Genomic DNA, 17,474 nt, shown 5'->3' with positions numbered 1-17,474 from the left:
GCTTCTAGTGAGTTACCGGCTCGGCACCGGACAGTGGGGTGAAGTTTTTACGCAATTTCTCGTCTTCAATGATTTCTTTCCAAGGATCAACCGTGTGACCCAGCGTAACTTCCAGGCGTTCAATTAGAGCGAGACGTACATCCCGATCCGCCAATGCTTCCTTCACATGATCCAGACCTACCCGTTCAATCCATGCCGCTGTTCTCTCATTCCATTTTGCGTTCTCTCTATAATATTGCAGGTAAGCGTAGGTCCACTCTTCCACTTCCGCATCGGTTTTCACCGTACAGAGCAACTCGGCTGTGCGAACTTTAACTCCGGCATTACCACCAACATGAATCTCCCATGCACCATCGATGGCGACAACACCCAGATCCTTGATGGTTGCTTCAGCACAGTTCCGCGGACATCCAGATACAGCAAGTTTCACTTTTGCCGGAGCAACCATTTTGTCGAGTTTTTTCTCCAGTCGAATCCCCATCTCGATGGAGTCCTGTGTTCCGAATCGGCAGAATGTGTTACCTACACAAGTCTTCACCGTACGCAGCGCCTTGCCATAACCGAAACCGGAAGGCATATCGAGCTCTTCCCAGATCTTCGGAAGGTTCTCTTTCTGTACTCCGAGCAGATCGAGCCGTTGTCCGCCTGTAAACTTCACCATCGGTACATCATATTTCTCCGCGACTGTTGCAATCTTGATCAATTCCGCCGGGGAAGTGACACCACCATAGATCCGTGGAATAACGGAATAGGTACCGTCCTTCTGGATGTTGGCGTGATAACGTTCATTGGTGAATTTGGATACACGCTCATCTCTGTATTCAGCCGGCCAGATCATACCGAGATAATAATTCAGGGACGGACGACACTTGGAGCAACCTTCCGACTCATTCCAACCGAGAACGTTCATCACTTCCTTCACGCTTTTGAGTCCCATTTCCTTGATTTGTGCAACAATCTCATCCCGATCATAGGATGTGCAGCCACAGATGCCTTCTTTGGTCTGTTCACCTACATTATCACCGGCATAATACGTGAGCAGGTTTTCGATAATCGGTTTGCATCCACCACAAGAAGCGGAAGCTTTGGTGCAGGACTTGATTGCACCGAGAGTGTTACAGCCTTTATTCAGAACGGCATCTCCGATGGAGGCTTTGGTAACACCGTTACAACCACAGACGATCTCGTCATCCGTCATACTCGCCATACGTTCTGCGACAGATGGACCAGAGCCTGAACTACCGGAAGGTACGCCGAGCAAAATTTCTTTCTCCCGACCGCGGATGTTCTCGCCACTCTTAATGAGAGAAAACAGCGATGCGCCATCTGTGGTATCCCCGAACAATACAGCGCCAATGAGCTGCCCATCCTTAATCACCATCTTTTTGTACACACCATCGACATCATCCTGAATGCGAATGCTGCGCGTATCTGCAGCGTCTTTGAATTGTCCGGCAGAGAATACGTCAACACTGGATACCTTCAGTTTGGTGGAAGTTACCGATCCTGCATATCCTTCGGTGGCTGCACCAGCCAGGCGTTTCGCGAGCACCATACCTTGTTCATATAATGGAGCAACCAGTCCGTAGGCAATACCGCGGTGTTCAGCACATTCGCCGACGGCAGAGATGCCAGGAATGCTGGTATGCATATAATCATCTATGATGACACCACGATTCACATCGAGGCCGGTATTGCGAGCAAGTTCAACCTGAGGACGAATTCCGACAGCCATGACAACCAGATCGGCTTCAAGTACCGTTTGATCGGTGAAACGAATGGCTTTCACTCGATGCTTACCTGTGATTTCTTCGGTATGTTTATTCAAAAGGAACTTCATGCCTTGCTCTTCAAGCTCCCGCTGAAGCATCAGGCCTGCCGGGAGATCCAGATTCCGGTCCATCAGATGGCCATTAATATGGATGACTGTGACGTCCATGCCCAGATTGAGCAGCCCACGTGCTGCTTCAAGTCCTAGCAATCCACCTCCAATGACGGCGGCTTTGCGATACTTTTGTGATGCTTCCATCATGGTCTCACAATCTTTGATATCACGGAAACCGATAACACCTTTCTTGTTTGCGCCGGGAAGTGGCAGGATGAACGCTTGTGATCCGGTTGCCATAATCAGCTCATCATAACTTGCGCGTACGCCATTTTGAGATACAACTTCCTTGCGCTCGGTATTGATCTGAACGACCGGGTCACCCGGGTATACCTGAATGCCGTTTTCTTCGTACCAGCTCCACTCGTTGATGACGATATCTTCGATGGATGTTCCGCCAGCCAATACAGAGGAGAGCATGATCCGGTTGTAGTTGGGATGCGGCTCTGCACCGAAAACTGTAATTTCATAAGCGTGCGGAGCAAGCTTGAGGATATGTTCGATTGTGCGAATTCCCGCCATGCCATTACCGACCAATACCAGCTTTTTCGTTGTACTCATTATGATTAGCCCCCTTAGGTCCATTTTGCAAACTGCCTCGAAATCTTGTCTCTAAAATCGAAAAAGCCTGTTATGCCTCGGAGGACTGCGCAAATACATACGCATCCCTTGCTCCGAGATTGCAAAACAGGCTTCATTGCCGTTTCAACCAGCTACGCCGTTGTAACTGTGAGCGATTCAAATATGGAGTTGTTATGGCTTAACTATAAAATATCGATCTAACCATGTCAATATAGTTAACATAAAAAAGTATTTGAAATTTAAAGTTAATTATGTTTACATGAGTTTATTGGAACACGAATGATCGAAGAGGTTTTAAGGGTATATATTCATGAAAATGAATGTTTTAGTGGGAAATAGTGTGCCGGGAACTACAAAAAGCATAGAAAATGTGTCATGATTAGTGTTTCACTCTTTTTGGCTACTAGGACACTCCGTCATGATTTTTGTATTTATTATCTCGAAATCAGTTATAAAATCAGATTGATCTGTTTTTTTGTCAGGTAATATAACATATGTAGCGCTTTCATGTATTGATGTATTAAATAATGCGATTCTAATTATACGTAATTAGGGAGGGATTGCTCCATCATGCGATCTTTATTGGTCATCCGTATACAATCAACGATAGCTGATTCGTTCGATGCAATCCCTCTGACACCGGAGAGGCTGCTGGGAGCGAACGGGTACCATGTACAGGTGGCAGGCAGTGAAATGGAAGCGGTGAAGCTGGCTCGTGCTGCGGAAGCGTCCATCTTGCATCTGTCGCTGGCTGATGTGGAGTACTGGGTGAACTGCCTGGGAAAGGGGAAGTCGGATTCCCCGCTGCTCTGGTGGTGCGCGCCAGATACGGCCTCTTCCTCTGCAGAATCCTGCGAGGTCGAAACTTCATTTGATGGCATACTTACACCTTCCATGACCGGGCCCGAGATCCACTGGACGCTTCACTTTGCAGCACGGCGCTACATGGAACGCAAACAGTGGGAGCAGGAACGGAAGCAGTTGCAATCCAGGCTTGAGGATCGGAAGTGGATTGATATGGCGAAGGCCATCCTTAGTGATCTGAAGCAGATCTCCGAGGCTGAAGCCTATGACCTGTTACGCAAGAGAGCGATGGATGAACGCAAACGGATGGTCGATGTAGCCACAGCGATTGTGAAGGCGCATCAACTGCTCCAGTCTTAATTGGAAGGAGGATTCTCCATGGATATGTCTCAGATACTCCGAGAGGTCGGACGTGGGAAACGAGGCTCGCGTGATCTGAATTATACAGAGGCACTGACCGTTGCAGAGAAAATCCTGAAACAGGAGGTTTCCCCTGCCCAGACGGCTGCCTTTCTCATGGCTGAACGAATGAAAATGGAAAACGTCGAGGAACTGGAAGCCTTTGTTCATGCATGCCGTAACAGTGCGGAACGTTTCTCCGTATTTCAGGACGGATTGGACTGTGCTGGTCCTTATGACGGGCGGACGAAGTCGTTCATGGCCACGTTTCCGGTTGCGTTTCTACTCGCGGCAGCCGGGTTGCCGGTGACGTTGCACGGGAGTGATCCTTTACCGCCCAAGTGGGGCGTTACGCTGTCGGTACTGTTGAAGGAAGCAGGAATAGATACCGGTAAGATGGATCGAGAAGATGCCCGAGGCGCTGCGCTCCGTTCAGGTGTCATGTACGTATCCTCCGAGGAGTGGTGTGAGCCTCTTCGCAAGCTTCGTCCTTTACGGGAAGAGCTAGGATTCCGCACGGTGTTTAACACAGCAGAGAAACTCATTGATTATAACCATTCACCGTATCTGGTGTTCGGTGTGTTTCATAATACCTTTTTGGATCGGATTGCGAAGCTGCTCACCCGGTTTAACTATCGCCGTGCTTATGTGGTACAGGGGATGGAAGGTTCTGAGGATCTGTATATTGATCGGCCAACCCGCGTATACACCGTGGAAGACGGTGATATGAAGCTGGAACTGGTTGATCCTGCAGCCTATGAACTGGATATGCCTGTGCCGGAACTGGTCTGGACGGCTGCGAAGCAGCTTGAAGTGGCGGAAAGTGTTCTAAGTGGTGATGGTCATATCGCTTTTGTGAATCAGGTTTTGTTAAATGGGGGATTCCGCTTGTACGCAGCGGGGCGTGTCAATTCCATCGAAGAGGGCATATACACTTGTCAGGGGTTGCTGGAGAGTGGTGCAGCGTATCGCATCTATCAACAGTGGTGTGTCTCCATGGGTGGCGAACTGCCGGATAACAGAGCGGTGTCCATCTATCCGGCATCGTCCAGGTAGCCCTTGGTTCAAGCTTGTGCTTGTTTAGCGACTTCTTATTCCCAAGGATAAGTAACGGTCAGGAAGTCAGCGAATTTCTTGCTCTCTTCCCGCCGCCTTTTCCGCATGGCCGCCCGATCCGGAGCGGTCTCGTATAGTTTCTTCTCTTCTTCCGTCTCCGGGATAATGCGGGGTACGATCAGTTTGCGATTATTTTCGTCCAAGGCCACAAAGGTCAGAAATGCCGTCGCTGCAATTTTTTTCTCTCCGGTCTTCAGATCCTCACGAATCACCTTCACAAAAATCTCCATGGAACTGCGTCCGGTCCAGGAAGCGAACGATTCCAGCGTAACCGAATCCGTTGGGTTAATCGGGTACAGGAAATCGACCGAGTCGGTTGAGGCTGTTACGGTATTGACCCGACATAACTTGGATGCGGCAATGGATGCAATATCATCGATGTAGGACATCAGTTTCCCGCCAAACAGTGTATTATGATTGTTGACATCGGTTGGGAACACCCGTGCCGTCTTGAAACAACGCGTTTCGCGTACATACTTTTTCTCCACCTGATCCATCTCCGTAGGTTTCGGTATCTCTCTCATGTTTTTTTCCTCCTTACAGTATGGCTGCTGTGACATTTCATTTCAGGTGTTTCAGGGGTCTATTTATGATCAATTATCCCTAGGTTACTCCTCTAACGGTAAAGAGGGAAATAATTAAAGCCTGATTTTGAGAGGGTGGTTTACTGTTAGATAATCATATACTGTCTCGGGTAAAGTGGCTATCCTTGAAGAAATTGAGCGAGGTGACATCAAATATAATTCTGTATGCAGAAAGCACAGAGTGGTACAGTGACTTATGGAAATAGAAGCATGTAATAAAGTGTTTGTAGAGGGTTTGGAAACCCGTAAGCCTAATAAAAGTTAGAGTGCTCGAACTAAAGCTCAAAATGTTCAGATTTTCTTAAACGGTATAATCATCCGAATAGCTTGAAAGCTTATGTGGGAGGAGTAAAGGTTGTGATGAAGTAGTATTTTTAATATAATTCATACATTTAAACTACACTTCATTTCAACTAAAAGACCGTTTCCCATTAGAGTGTCGGGAAACGGTCGGAATTATTTGAGAGTTTTTAAACTAATTATAACCAAGATGGTGAAAAAAATCAGGAATGGATTAGTGATGAAAACTATTTGATTAATTACAGGCAAGTTTCACGATTTTTATTTCTAGTATTTGAATGCTCCGGAGTAAATATCATATGCTCTACTTGATAATTTACTAGACGTCCACTGGCTTGGACTAGTAGTTACATGTCCATTTGATTTTGCTGCTGCAAACGCTTCGTAATTGTCTTTATATCCCTTGCTTTCATAAGCCCGGCCAGCTTCATTGTTATTGAAATCCATAAAATTTGAGTTAACAAATAAAGATTTGAATTTACTTGCTGTATTGGTTTCGCCTTTTACTTTATTTGTATAGTAGATCCCCTGTGCGAGTTTTGTAGCTGCAGTAGCAGTGGGAAAATTGTTTTCTGCATATCTAACACCAAAAGCAGAGAATTCATGATTATCAGCTATAAAGGTAGCAGCACCTCTAGTAATCGTAATTGTATCCGTTAAATGATAGTTCCATGAGAAGTGTCTAAAGGCGTCAACTTCATTTTCCTGTGTGGTTGTAAAGCCATATCTGTTTTTGTATACTTGTTGTTCCTCGTTAGCTCGGTCAGTTGCAACATATACTCCTGCAAGGACTACTGCACCATACTTGCTAGTCACAATTGCTCCCTCAATATCTCTCTGTAAATTTGGATATGTATTATTTACTGCTGCATTAAGAGATGCAGTCGAAGCAGTTTGAGCAGGCGCAATTGAAGATTGAATGGCTTGAAAGTTGGAAGATAGAATTTCCCATTTCTCTACTTCTTCAGGAGTAAAGTACTGGTACTCTTTCACCAGGACAACATTGTTTAGAAATGAAGACAATTCGCTTTCAAATTCATTAATAGAAACATAGTTATTAAAATCTGTTTGAGCTAATTGCTCCACTCTAGTTTCTAACATTTCGGCACTGATATTAGCATCGGAAATTGATGATGCTCCAACAGCAGAAGCAAAAATTGAATAAGCTGTAAAACTAGAAAGAAGGGCTAGTGAAACTTTTTTCATAATAGATAATCCTCCAGATATTGTAATAGAAACAAGATTATAATATCATTACTATACAGTTTAAACAATGAATTTTTGTAAAAAGGAGGGATATTATGAATAAGCATACTCTTTTCGCTATAATAACCGTTTTATTTTTGTTAGTTGGGTTTCAGATTGGTAGTTTTGCACTCATTTTAATTTCGGGAAATTTGTTTGGACCTTCAATAATTACCCAAACATTTGGCGTGTTGCTTGTTTGGGCAATTATACTTCTATATTTTTATTTAATACCATATCGTATTAATAGATTAAGCTGGAGACTTATTTTACTTTGCCTAATAATCTTTACAATCTTCTCCTATGTATATGACTTTCCTGTGATTGTTCTGGAAGACTAGTGAGACAACAACGTGGTGTTATCCTCTCAAGGTAGATAGTGAAAAAAGAGTTCATGTTACTATGAACTTAACACTGGAAATCGGAGAGGATTTTTTTATGCAATCAAATAAACGTAGTAAAAGGAATCGTCTGTGGGTGGAAGATGGTTTGGCATTTCATCAGTTTGTCAATAGTTTTGGGATCAATAAAGGTGGCCAGATTATAAAATTTGTACATTAAAGCCGAAATGTGGGGAATTGAGGATCGTTGGGGACGCTGGATATAGGAGCATTATATGAGTTCCAAAGAAGAAAAAGGAGCCAATCCTGCTGGTGGAACTGCAATGATAACGCCTATGCCGAGTAGTTCTTCACTTATGTGAGGCTGGAAAAGTTGTATATTAAAAAATGTAGGATATGTATCAAATTTAAAATCATATTATGGATTTTTGTACAACGAGAAACTTTTAATAAAACAACCCAGGCGATGTTTAATCTATGTTGAGTTTCGAGAAAAAGTCACTGCTTAATAAAAATATATGAAATTGTTTAGGCTAAGATTCGATTAAAGCCAAACACAAACCCAAATATCGTGATTGTTCAATGAGTTGTTAAAGAAAAACGCAAGTAGAGCTATATTAAATCACACATTTGACTAGTAGTGAGTTTGTCGAGGGAACGGGGTTAATAGAGGATTTCTAAAAAAATACAAGTGGTAATGTATATAAAGATAAAAATAATTTTTTCTATGCAAAATGCATAAGTAGCTATTTATAGTTAAGAAGTTGTATGACTTTTTGAATATTGTTATCTTTATGAACATTAAGGTGCTTTGAACTATTTTAAATGGCTTTTTTTGATCTATTATCCCTAGTATAGGTGTCGGTCAGATACATATTCAAATGAAGTTGTACTGCAAAAAAACCGCCAGGCGCGGACCGGCGCGCTGGCGGTTTACTGCTGTATATTAAGCCTTGGGCTTGAAAATGCCGGACGGTTTGCCGATCGGCAAGAACGCATACCCGAAGTGAGCGTTCAGTACTGAAGCACCTGTACCATACAGGGACACAATTCCGATCGCCATTTCAGCGTATGCTGCAATGGTGTGGAAGATGTGAGGTGCTACGCCGAAGGCGTCAAACGTCAAGCCAAGGAACAGAAAGTCGATCAGAATGAAGATGATCAGCAATACTTTATTGGCTTCAATCGCACCAATTGTCATGAACAGGGTAAATACAAGGTATCCGGCAAAAGCAAATCCGAGCTGCTTGCCATCGGTCTGTTCCGCAAGCGTGGAGCCAAATACGCCCATTTTGATCATCCAGTTGGCCGCCATGGCGAACCAGAAGAATGCGTACGCACCAAAAGCTGTTGTGCCGAAGGTATTGTTACGTTTGGAATCTTGGATGCATGCAAATAACTGGGCAAAGGCGCCCAGGAAGATCGCCCACGGAATAGCGTAGCTAAGTCCATCCGTAATGCCAAGCTTTTGGGAAGAAGCGACCAGGGTTACGATAGCCAACCCAAATAATCCCATTGCGCTGGGATCGGCGTTAACAATTTTGACTTTAGTCTGTGAATCGGTCTGCATGTTGATGATAAGCCTCCAATAATATCAAATCAGGATCAATGGCCGTCGTTAGCCGTCCTCTAAATTACATCATTTGTATCCGCCGGGTCCGGACACACACATCGCCCTATTGTACCTGAATGACCCCATTATGGAAAGGGATTTTATTACCTTTTGAACCAATAGACTTTTTGTTTTTTCAATATACACATTTACGACACAATCCATTCTGGGCGTGAATGATGAGGTCAGACGTTAAAATCCAGCCCTCGTTATTACCTCTAAAATTGCGTCATATCAGCCATTTTCGGATAAGCTCTTGTATGATAAAATAATCTTTATCAAAAAATGGAGAAGAATACAAAACATCCTTGTCTCCTATGCCATATGTTAATCCACCTATAGATTGACAGGAAAAACTAAAATGGTTCACAGAATAAGGAGGTATCAGGGGTTATGGTTATGAGTTTGGATTTGAAAAATAAAATAGAGAAGGCTAGACGTAACCTTTATGTGCTGGTAGAGCATAACAAGGGTGGGCTCGGGCATCCTGATGTGATTCGGCAGTCTATGGCATTGGACGAATTGATTAATGAGTATAACCGAATTAGCCGAAACCATTCACGGGCTTGAACCCGAAGGGATTTTAAATTTATATACAGTACGAATCACATAGATAAGTAACACTTGAACGTACAGATGGGCATGAATAATGCCGGAATGGACTGCCTCAGTTGAATAGGCGGTACCCTACCGGCATCGAATTCATGCCCGTTTGTTTTTGCCAAATATCAATCAGCTATCTGTCTAATGCAGCAACCGTTTGGCTTCCAGATATAGGACCTGTACGAACTTTTTCGTATTAATGCGTGTCTGGGACAAGGAAGGCTCCACATTGTTTTGCAGTTCCAGCATTTTTTTGCGGATTTCGGTGAAATCAAAAAATTTGGATGCATAGTTCTCGAACTTGGGATGTGTATAATCCGTTAATCCCAGAGACACCACATGGCTCAGTGTCTGGAAGATGGCTCTGCGAACACGTTGTTCCGATGCCTTGATCTCCTTGTTAATCTCTGCGAGTGAGGCGTTCTCTCCCAGCTTGCGTATCGCTACGTTCTGAAAGATGTCTTTGAGGGACGGGAACGTATAGGGAGACAACTTATGCTCATCGGTCTCTACCTGCTCCAGATATTCCAGCATGTCCAGCAGATCCCTGCTGCCCGCTTCGCCGATCATGCCCATCTCGGACAGCAGGAAATGTCCTGCTGTCGTAATTGTTTTGTCGGGAACCGGAGCCGCAGTTCGCTCGTTAGGGTGCAAACCGGACAGTCCCTGCAATGTCCGCTGAATATCTGCGATGGATTGCTGCATCCGAAGCCTTTCGCTGACCAGACGCAGAACAGATAGAATCTCCAATCGGTTAATGGGCTTCGTAATATAATATTCAACGCCTAGCGAATAGGCTTCTCCGATCATATTTTTCGACTCGATCTGGGAGATCATGACGATCTTACCCTCGAACCTTCCTTCAAGCGCCCGTACGGTCTGAATCCCGTCTCGTTGTGGCATCAACAGATCAATCAGAAGAACATCCACCTTATGCAGTTCCAACAGTTCCGCGTGAATATGTGCTCCGTCCTCAGCTTCCCCGGCAATATCGCCAAGCCCTTCATCTTCAATAATATCCATCAACATGGAACGAACGCCAGGATCATCATCCACGATAAAATAACGCATGTCAGTCATTCCCTTTCTCTGTGAATGGTGTGATTGATAAATCTATGGTAAAGGCGGTTAACTCCGCCATGAACTCTCGTTCCAGTGTAATCGTTCTTTTCCTTCTTGCATAGAACCTGACATGTCAGGTTAAATGACAATGATTGGGCGATCAAAGCCCATTTTTAAAATAAATCTAGAAATTGCATGTAGGTATTTGTCGATTTTCGTAGATGCCCTTGTAGTATAAGTAACATCCCGAAGTCTGGGCAAGTGTTGTGCAGAATGGTACAAACTTTTCACGTGACCCATCTCTGTACTTGAAATACACCATAAAAAGGGGCATACCAATGGAGCAAACAATACAAGATATTGTCGTCATTTTCAATGATTTTCTATGGTCCAAAGTGTTAATTATACTATTGGTAGTATGTGGGATATACTTCACCACCAAGACCCGATTCATGCAATTCCGCATGATTGGAGATATGGTGAAGGTGCTTCTAGAGCCGAAAAGCAAGGAACCAGGCAAAATTTCACCTTTTCAGGCGTTCTGTATCAGTATGGCGGCCCGTGTAGGTACAGGGAATATTACGGGTATTGCACTGGCCATCGCACTGGGAGGACCAGGAGCTGTATTCTGGATGTGGGTTATTGCGATTATTGGTTCTGCCTCCAGTTTTGTGGAGAGCACGCTGGCTCAGATCTATAAAGTGAAGGATAAGGGCGGATTCCGCGGGGGTCCGGCGTATTATATGGAGCGTGGGCTAGGCAAGCGCTGGATGGGAATTTTATTCGCCATTCTCATTACGCTTTCATTCGGTTTGGTCTTTAATGCGGTGCAATCGAACACGATTACCGTTGCATTCCAAAACTCATTTGGTACGGATCGGTTAACGGTAGGGATCATTATGGCCGTGGTATTTGCAGGAATTATTATGGGCGGTGTCAAACGTATCGCAAAAGCATCGGAATACATCGTGGTTGTACTGGCCGTATTGTACATTGGGGTGGCGGCTTTTGTGGTGCTGGCGAACATTACCCAGCTTCCGGCCATGATTGCGTTGATCGTCAAAAATGCCTTCGGCATTGAACAGGTAGCTGGTGGAACGTTGGGCGCTGCACTGATGAACGGTGTAAAACGCGGATTGTTCTCCAATGAGGCGGGCATGGGTAGTGCCCCGAATGCTGCTGCAACGGCGGATACAACACATCCGGTGAAACAGGGACTTATTCAGGCGTTTGGCGTGCTGACAGATACGTTGGTGATATGTACAAGCACAGCCATGATTATTTTGCTATCAGGAGTGTACAAAGGCTCCAGTCTGGGTGGCATTGAGTTAACTCAGGCTGCATTAAGTGTCCATATTGGTTCATGGGCATCGGGATTCCTGGCGGTTATGGTGTTCCTGTTTGCCTTCAGTACACTAATCGGAAATTATTACTACGGGGAAACCAACATTGAGTTTATCAAATCCAACAAAGTTTGGCTGTGGGTATACCGCATTTGCGTCATCGCGATGGTGGTGTTTGGTGCAGTTGCCAAAGTTCAGCTAGTGTGGGATTTGGCTGACCTGTTCATGGGGCTGATGGTGGTGGTTAACCTGATTGCCATCTTGCTGCTGTCCAAGGTCACCTTTGAAGCATTGAAGGACTACAAGAAACAGAAGGCTGAAGGACGTGATCCCGTCTTTACGCGTGACCGGATTCATATTCCGGGTGAAGTGGAGTGCTGGCAGTCGGAAGAAGAAGTTATTGGAGATAAATCAATACATGTAGCCAATTAAGATTTCATCTGAATATCGTTGGTTATATACAAATGGACATAACAAAAAAACAGGACTTGGATTATCCATCATGGGCAACCCGAGTCCTGTTTGTTGCATATAAGATGTATCTTCACACGAGTTGAAGTCCATCTGGATATACATATAATTTATTTATTAACCGAATAGCTGATCAGTTGCTCTGACAGAACTTTCATTCGCTCGCCTGTTTCATTAAGCTGCTCAATCACATCCGTAAAGGATGCGACAAGCGTTGCTTGTTCCTGTGAAGAGGCAGCAATCTGGGAGACTTCAACTTCCATCTGTTTGATAACCTGTTGTACATCTCTCAGGCTGGTATCGATATCACTTGTAGCCTGTTTGGCATCCACAGAGAGTTTGCGTACTTCCGAAGCCACCACGCCGAAGCCGGCACCAGCTTCACCAACACGAGCAGCTTCAATAGCGGCATTCAGGCCAAGCAAATTGGTTTGTTCGGAGATTTCACGAATGAATCCGGCTACCTTGTTGATTTGGGAAGAGTTCTGAACAGCAAGTCTTGTGTTCTGCAAGATCTGTTCACTGGTTGCTTGCAATTCTTCGGCATGAGCGGCGACATGCTGCACCATATCAACGAGGTTTCCATTGATGGTTTGATTTTCTTGTATAATGTCTTCAAGCTGGTTCTGATTGGATTGGTCGTAAGATACACAGAAAACAGCAACAACATTTTGCTTATCATCAAAGATCGGAATGTTCAGGGTATCGAGTTCAATACCGTAAACCTCCTTGGGAATCGTGGAAAGACTGGCTTCTCTTCCGTTTTTCAAGACGGAAAAGTTCTGGAATGAGTCCAAGAGCGCCATTCCTTTTTCAAAACCAAGGTCAAACTTGTCGGTAGTAATAACCTCCAACACCTTTTCGTGATCATATACAGTTAAACTGGCTGGTTCTCTAAGGATCTTGCTGATATAAGGCATTACTTTAAGCAGGGCATCTACAACGTTCATGGAAGAGGACCATCCTTTCAATATTTGAATGTAATATATTTAACGATCTATGGAATGCTCTATCTTTCATCGGTCGGAAATGGCTTTTCGTGAACGGCATTTTGCATGAAAGAATGAACATTTTATGATTAAATTTTAAAATATTTCCCAGTTGAACTGTTTTACTGGATATAAGTGTTAGTTGTAACTATTTTTATATCAAGATATTTGTACGAATGTATATCAATTATGGGACATATGTCCTTTTACATACGGTATATACGACAACGGAGGGGAAGTCGGAATGAAAGAAATCATGGACTTTGGACTTGTACGGCAACTCGCCCGTGAGAATGGGTTGGATCAGGTGCTGGATGAGTCTGCACTCGCTGAGTTGCGACTACTTGAGGCTACGAAGGGCGAGATGATCTGTGCCAAAGGTGAGCGACCTGAGCGATTGTATTTTCTCGTGCAGGGCAAGCTCAAGATCTATACCACTCTGCCTAACGGAAAGTCTCTGTTGCTTCGTTTCAGTACACCACTTTCGCTCGTGGGAGATTTGGAACTGGTGAATGGCAAGGAGGCTATGAATACGGTTGAGTCTGTGAGCAAAAGCCTGCTGCTGGGTATCAGTTATCGCGCTCTCCAGAATACGTATGCAGAGAACCCTAAGTTTCTTCACTTTATGCTGAGTCAAGTTACGCACAAATTGTATACCTTTTCCAACTTGTCGAGTCTGAATATGTTATATCCAGTCGAGAGCAGATTTGCCAGCTATCTGTTGTCCACAATGGGCCAGGGCGAGTCCTCTTCGGAAGAGATCCAGACCTCCAAGCTCACCGAACTGGCCGATATGCTGGGTACCAGCTATAGACATCTTAATAGAGTCGTTCAAGATCTGTGTAATCGAAACATTATTTGCAAAGTGCAGCGAAAGCTCGTGATCTGTGATCTGGAACAGTTGCGTGTCATCGCAGGAGGCAATATATATGAGTGATGGCATTTTAAAATAAAGACTAAGCCTGCATATCTATGCGACATGACGTGACGCAATAAAATACAATACGGCACAACAAAGAGGCACCCTCCCGAAATATACCAAGGGGCGCTCTTTTTGCGCTGCAATTCAAGTGAATTAGATATCTCCGCGTTGCTCGAACAATTGAGCGATCTCTACAATGACATGAGTTGCCTTCACCATATTGTCTACCGATACATATTCGAATTTGCCATGGTAGTTCTCACCGCCAGTAAAGATATTTGGTGTTGGCATGCCCATATAGGATAGCTGGGAACCATCTGTCCCTCCCCGGATGGGACGAATAACAGGTTCGATATCCAGTCGGGTCATGGCTTCATGAGCAATGTCGACGATCTGGCGTACAGGTTCAATTTTCTCGCGCATGTTATAGTACTGGTCATTCAATTCAACCGTAATGCTTCTCTCTCCATACTTGGTCTTCAGTTCGTTCGCGATATGGACCAGATTTGTTTTGCGCTCTTCAAACTTCTCCCGGTTGAAATCACGGATGATGTAACTCATCTTAGTCAGTTCAACGTCACCCTCCAGAGACAACAGATGGTAGAAACCATCATAACCGTCCGTGAATTCAGGAGCTTCCTCCACAGGCAGGCGTCGATTCAATTCCATCGCAATTTTCAGAGAGTTCACCATCTTATCCTTCGCTGTTCCGGGATGTACATTGGTGCCTCGTACGGTAATTTTGGCTGCTGCTGCATTAAAGCTCTCGTATTCCAGCTCGCCAAGCGGTCCACCATCAACCGTGTACGCATATTTGGCTCCAAAAGTAGCTACGTCGAATTTGTGCGGTCCACGGCCAATCTCTTCATCCGGGGTAAAAGCAACCCGAATCTTACCGTGTTTCACTTCCGGGTGCTCAATCAGATAGGCCATCGCGGTCATAATCTCGGCAATGCCTGCCTTATTATCTGCACCAAGCAACGTTGTCCCGTCGGTTGTGATCAAGGTGTGGCCTTTATACTCGTGCAGTTCCGGGAAATCCTTGTTGGACAGCACTACATCCAGTTCCGAGTTCAGCACAATGTCAGCACCGTCGTAGTTATCGATAACCTGTGGTTTAACATTTTTGCCAGTAAAGTCGGTCGCTGTATCGAGGTGAGCCAGGAAACCAATGACGGGAACATCCTTGTCGGTATTGGATGGCAGGGTAGCCATGACATAACCATTCTCATCCATCGTCACATCTTGTAGACCAATGAAGGTGCATTCTTCAACGAGCAGTTTGCCCAAGGCCAGTTGGCCGGGTGTGGAGGGGCAGGTCTCACTATTCTCATCGGATTGGGTATCCATCTGAACATAAGTACTTAGTCTTTGAATTAATATATCTTTCATCTATTTTCTCTCCCTAGCTTGAGTAGTATATAAGTTGAGCTACTTGTTTTACACTGATCCACTACGAGTCCAGAACAACCTTTTGGGCGAAGTGTATGCTTTCGAAGTAGCTTTCTTGCAGAAAGCTATTAGCTCTGCTTCTACAGATTATTTCTGTCCTCTCCGTTATCGTGTATCCGTTCGTCACAACTTATGTAAATTGGGTATATTAATTATTGTGGCTCTCTATAGTTATCATATCATGTTTTGCAGTCATTTCCAGAATGGGGCAGAGCCGAAATATGAGCATGACTAGGTATCAAAAAGGGTACTAGGTCACAAAAATGTACGTACTTGTATTTCTATAACTAAGGTTCATAATAAATTGTGAAGAAAGGATGGGTTCTAGACATGCCATTTATCACGGTTAAGGTACTGGAAGGCAAGTCGGTTGAGCAGAAACGTCAGTTGATTGAACGTATGACTCAGGTGGCTTGTGAGACACTGGATGTTGATCCGAGCAAAGTCTTTATCTTCATTGAGGATTTGGAGAAAGACAATTACGGCAAGAATGGAAAACTGTTTTCGGATTTGGACAATAAGTAAGGCTTCATATATATCATGATCAAGGAACAGGAGATGCAGCAACGATGACTGAGCAATTATTTTCGCCTTATCAATTCAAGAGCCTGCAATTAAATAACCGTGTCGTTATGGCACCGATGTGCCAATATTCTGTCACTGCGAAGGATGGTATTCCAAACGATTGGCATCAGGTTCACTATGTAAGCCGTGCGGTTGGAGGTACAGGACTCATCGTGATCGAGATGACCGATGTCGACCCGGATGGACGTATTACCGATAATGACTTGGGGATATGGTCAGATGAGCATGTACCTGCCTTCACCAAACTTGTAGACGGAATCCATGCCTACGGCTCCAAAGTAGCCATTCAGATCGCACATGCGGGACGAAAAGCAGAGGATGCAGCGCAGCCGGTTGCTCCTTCGGTAGTCACATTCCCGGGAGAAAAGTACAAGGAGCCGCGTGCGTTAAGTACGGAAGAGGTAGAAGCTATGGTGCAGAAGTTCGCAGACGGTGTTCGCCGCGCAGTACAGGCTGGAGTGGATACCATTGAGCTGCATGGCGCACACGGATACCTGATCCACCAGTTCCATTCCCCGCTGATGAATCATCGTGAGGATGTATATGGGCAGGATCTGTCCCGTTTCGGCGTTGAAGTCATTCGGGCAGTGAAAAAAGAAATGCCAGCAGACATGCCGCTGATTATGCGGGTTTCAGCTGTCGAATACGCGGATGGCGGGTATGACATCGACCATACGATCAGTATTGCTCGTGCCTACCAAGATGCAGGCGTGGACATGTTCCATATCAGTTCAGGTGGCGAAGGACCTTCCGGACAGCGGAAACCGGGGAACTATCCGGGGTATCAGGTACCATTTGCCCGTCGCTTCCGTGAAGAACTTAACGTTCCTGTCATCGCAGTGGGTATGCTGGAGGATGCAGCATTGGCTCAGGCGGTGATTGGAAACGGCGACGCGGATCTGGTTGCCGTGGGCAGAGGCATGCTGCGTGATCCGTACTGGGCGAACCATGCCGCTCTAGAACTGGGTGTCAGCAAGGATCAAGCTGCCATTGCAGAGCAATATTCTCGTGGATACTAATTTGCTATGAATCCTATTTAAACTTGCCACTCCGATGACAGAACAGCCTTCCGATCGCTGTTATCCTCAGATTTTTTGATTCACTTTTCCAAAGGTGGAAATCTGAGGATAAAGGCGAACGCGTTGCTTCTTCAGGCTATTTCTGCCCTCTGCGTTCTCG

Annotated in this window: 14 protein-coding genes; 7 read left to right on the top strand and 7 right to left on the bottom strand. The window is 44.9% G+C overall.

Annotated elements, in window-relative coordinates:
* Window positions 1-4: 4 nt before the first annotated feature.
* Entirely contained in the window at window positions 5-2,446 is a 2,442-nt protein-coding gene (nirB, locus tag NKT06_RS30335; RefSeq protein ID WP_253441875.1) for a nitrite reductase large subunit NirB, read from the bottom strand.
* A gap of 591 nt (window positions 2,447-3,037) precedes the next feature.
* Between nirB and NKT06_RS30330 the strand changes: the two genes are divergently transcribed.
* Window positions 3,038-3,631: an ANTAR domain-containing response regulator gene (locus NKT06_RS30330; RefSeq protein WP_253441873.1), complete on the top strand. Its 594-nt coding sequence runs from the start codon at window positions 3,038-3,040 to the stop codon at window positions 3,629-3,631.
* A gap of 18 nt (window positions 3,632-3,649) precedes the next feature.
* Entirely contained in the window at window positions 3,650-4,726 is a 1,077-nt protein-coding gene (locus NKT06_RS30325) for an anthranilate phosphoribosyltransferase (protein WP_253441871.1), read from the top strand.
* Between the two features lie 35 nt (window positions 4,727-4,761).
* Here the strand turns inward: NKT06_RS30325 and NKT06_RS30320 are convergent, their stop codons facing one another.
* The 3 genes from NKT06_RS30320 to NKT06_RS30310 all read right to left on the bottom strand — a co-directional run bounded on the left by NKT06_RS30320 (window position 4,762) and on the right by NKT06_RS30310 (window position 8,826).
* Window positions 4,762-5,274: an acyl-CoA thioesterase gene (locus tag NKT06_RS30320; protein WP_124116913.1), complete on the bottom strand. Its 513-nt coding sequence runs from the start codon at window positions 5,272-5,274 to the stop codon at window positions 4,762-4,764.
* 663 nt (window positions 5,275-5,937) lie between these two features.
* Entirely contained in the window at window positions 5,938-6,876 is a 939-nt protein-coding gene (locus NKT06_RS30315) for a DUF6973 domain-containing protein (protein ID WP_253441869.1), read from the bottom strand.
* Window positions 6,877-8,202: 1,326 nt separating this feature from the next.
* On the bottom strand, window positions 8,203-8,826 hold the full coding sequence (locus tag NKT06_RS30310; protein ID WP_253441867.1) for an acetate uptake transporter: 624 nt from the start codon (window positions 8,824-8,826) through the stop codon (window positions 8,203-8,205).
* A gap of 435 nt (window positions 8,827-9,261) precedes the next feature.
* Here NKT06_RS30310 and NKT06_RS30305 point away from each other — a divergent pair, with 435 nt between their 5' ends.
* Window positions 9,262-9,438, top strand: coding sequence for an aspartyl-phosphate phosphatase Spo0E family protein (locus NKT06_RS30305; protein WP_253441866.1), 177 nt, complete (start codon window positions 9,262-9,264; stop codon window positions 9,436-9,438).
* A gap of 174 nt (window positions 9,439-9,612) precedes the next feature.
* On the opposite strand, the gene NKT06_RS30300 is transcribed toward NKT06_RS30305, so the two are convergent.
* Entirely contained in the window at window positions 9,613-10,542 is a 930-nt protein-coding gene (locus tag NKT06_RS30300; protein WP_253441864.1) for a response regulator, read from the bottom strand.
* A gap of 329 nt (window positions 10,543-10,871) precedes the next feature.
* Between NKT06_RS30300 and NKT06_RS30295 the strand changes: the two genes are divergently transcribed.
* Complete coding sequence (locus NKT06_RS30295; RefSeq protein WP_253441862.1) at window positions 10,872-12,308, top strand: alanine/glycine:cation symporter family protein; 1,437 nt, start codon at window positions 10,872-10,874, stop codon at window positions 12,306-12,308.
* Window positions 12,309-12,457: 149 nt separating this feature from the next.
* On the opposite strand, the gene NKT06_RS32050 is transcribed toward NKT06_RS30295, so the two are convergent.
* The gene (locus NKT06_RS32050; RefSeq protein WP_483311642.1) at window positions 12,458-12,916 is read right to left on the bottom strand and encodes a methyl-accepting chemotaxis protein; all 459 of its coding nucleotides are present in this window, start codon (window positions 12,914-12,916) and stop codon (window positions 12,458-12,460) included.
* A gap of 664 nt (window positions 12,917-13,580) precedes the next feature.
* Between NKT06_RS32050 and NKT06_RS30285 the strand changes: the two genes are divergently transcribed.
* The gene (locus NKT06_RS30285) at window positions 13,581-14,273 is read left to right on the top strand and encodes a Crp/Fnr family transcriptional regulator (RefSeq protein ID WP_253441858.1); all 693 of its coding nucleotides are present in this window, start codon (window positions 13,581-13,583) and stop codon (window positions 14,271-14,273) included.
* A 138-nt stretch (window positions 14,274-14,411) separates the two neighbouring features.
* Here NKT06_RS30285 and pepT read toward each other — a convergent pair whose 3' ends face one another.
* Window positions 14,412-15,650, bottom strand: coding sequence for a peptidase T (gene pepT, locus NKT06_RS30280; protein ID WP_253441856.1), 1,239 nt, complete (start codon window positions 15,648-15,650; stop codon window positions 14,412-14,414).
* 390 nt (window positions 15,651-16,040) lie between these two features.
* On the opposite strand from pepT, the gene NKT06_RS30275 reads away from it, so the two are divergent.
* On the top strand, window positions 16,041-16,235 hold the full coding sequence (locus tag NKT06_RS30275; protein WP_253441854.1) for a tautomerase family protein: 195 nt from the start codon (window positions 16,041-16,043) through the stop codon (window positions 16,233-16,235).
* A 44-nt stretch (window positions 16,236-16,279) separates the two neighbouring features.
* Entirely contained in the window at window positions 16,280-17,314 is a 1,035-nt protein-coding gene (locus NKT06_RS30270) for an NADH:flavin oxidoreductase/NADH oxidase (RefSeq protein ID WP_253441844.1), read from the top strand.
* The last annotated feature ends 160 nt before the right edge of the window (window positions 17,315-17,474 follow it).

Source organism: Paenibacillus sp. 1781tsa1, assembly GCF_024159265.1.
Taxonomy (GTDB): Bacteria; Bacillota; Bacilli; order Paenibacillales; family Paenibacillaceae; genus Paenibacillus.
Note: the sequence above shows the minus strand (reverse complement) of the source record. Positions and strands in the feature narration are given on the sequence as shown.

Excerpts from the sequence above, each read along its gene's own strand:
- NKT06_RS30270 (WP_253441844.1), top strand. The coding sequence starts at position 16,280 with ATGACTGAGCAATTATTTTCGCCTTATCAATTCAAGAGCCTGCAATTA.
- NKT06_RS32050 (WP_483311642.1), bottom strand. The coding sequence starts at position 12,916 with ATGGTGCAGCATGTCGCCGCTCATGCCGAAGAATTGCAAGCAACCAGT.
- NKT06_RS30275 (WP_253441854.1), top strand. The coding sequence starts at position 16,041 with ATGCCATTTATCACGGTTAAGGTACTGGAAGGCAAGTCGGTTGAGCAG.
- NKT06_RS30295 (WP_253441862.1), top strand. The coding sequence starts at position 10,872 with ATGGAGCAAACAATACAAGATATTGTCGTCATTTTCAATGATTTTCTA.
- NKT06_RS30310 (WP_253441867.1), bottom strand. The coding sequence starts at position 8,826 with ATGCAGACCGATTCACAGACTAAAGTCAAAATTGTTAACGCCGATCCC.
- NKT06_RS30315 (WP_253441869.1), bottom strand. The coding sequence starts at position 6,876 with ATGAAAAAAGTTTCACTAGCCCTTCTTTCTAGTTTTACAGCTTATTCA.
- NKT06_RS30305 (WP_253441866.1), top strand. The coding sequence starts at position 9,262 with ATGGTTATGAGTTTGGATTTGAAAAATAAAATAGAGAAGGCTAGACGT.
- NKT06_RS30330 (WP_253441873.1), top strand. The coding sequence starts at position 3,038 with ATGCGATCTTTATTGGTCATCCGTATACAATCAACGATAGCTGATTCG.
- pepT (WP_253441856.1), bottom strand. The coding sequence starts at position 15,650 with ATGAAAGATATATTAATTCAAAGACTAAGTACTTATGTTCAGATGGAT.
- NKT06_RS30285 (WP_253441858.1), top strand. The coding sequence starts at position 13,581 with ATGAAAGAAATCATGGACTTTGGACTTGTACGGCAACTCGCCCGTGAG.
- NKT06_RS30325 (WP_253441871.1), top strand. The coding sequence starts at position 3,650 with ATGGATATGTCTCAGATACTCCGAGAGGTCGGACGTGGGAAACGAGGC.
- nirB (WP_253441875.1), bottom strand. The coding sequence starts at position 2,446 with ATGAGTACAACGAAAAAGCTGGTATTGGTCGGTAATGGCATGGCGGGA.
- NKT06_RS30300 (WP_253441864.1), bottom strand. The coding sequence starts at position 10,542 with ATGCGTTATTTTATCGTGGATGATGATCCTGGCGTTCGTTCCATGTTG.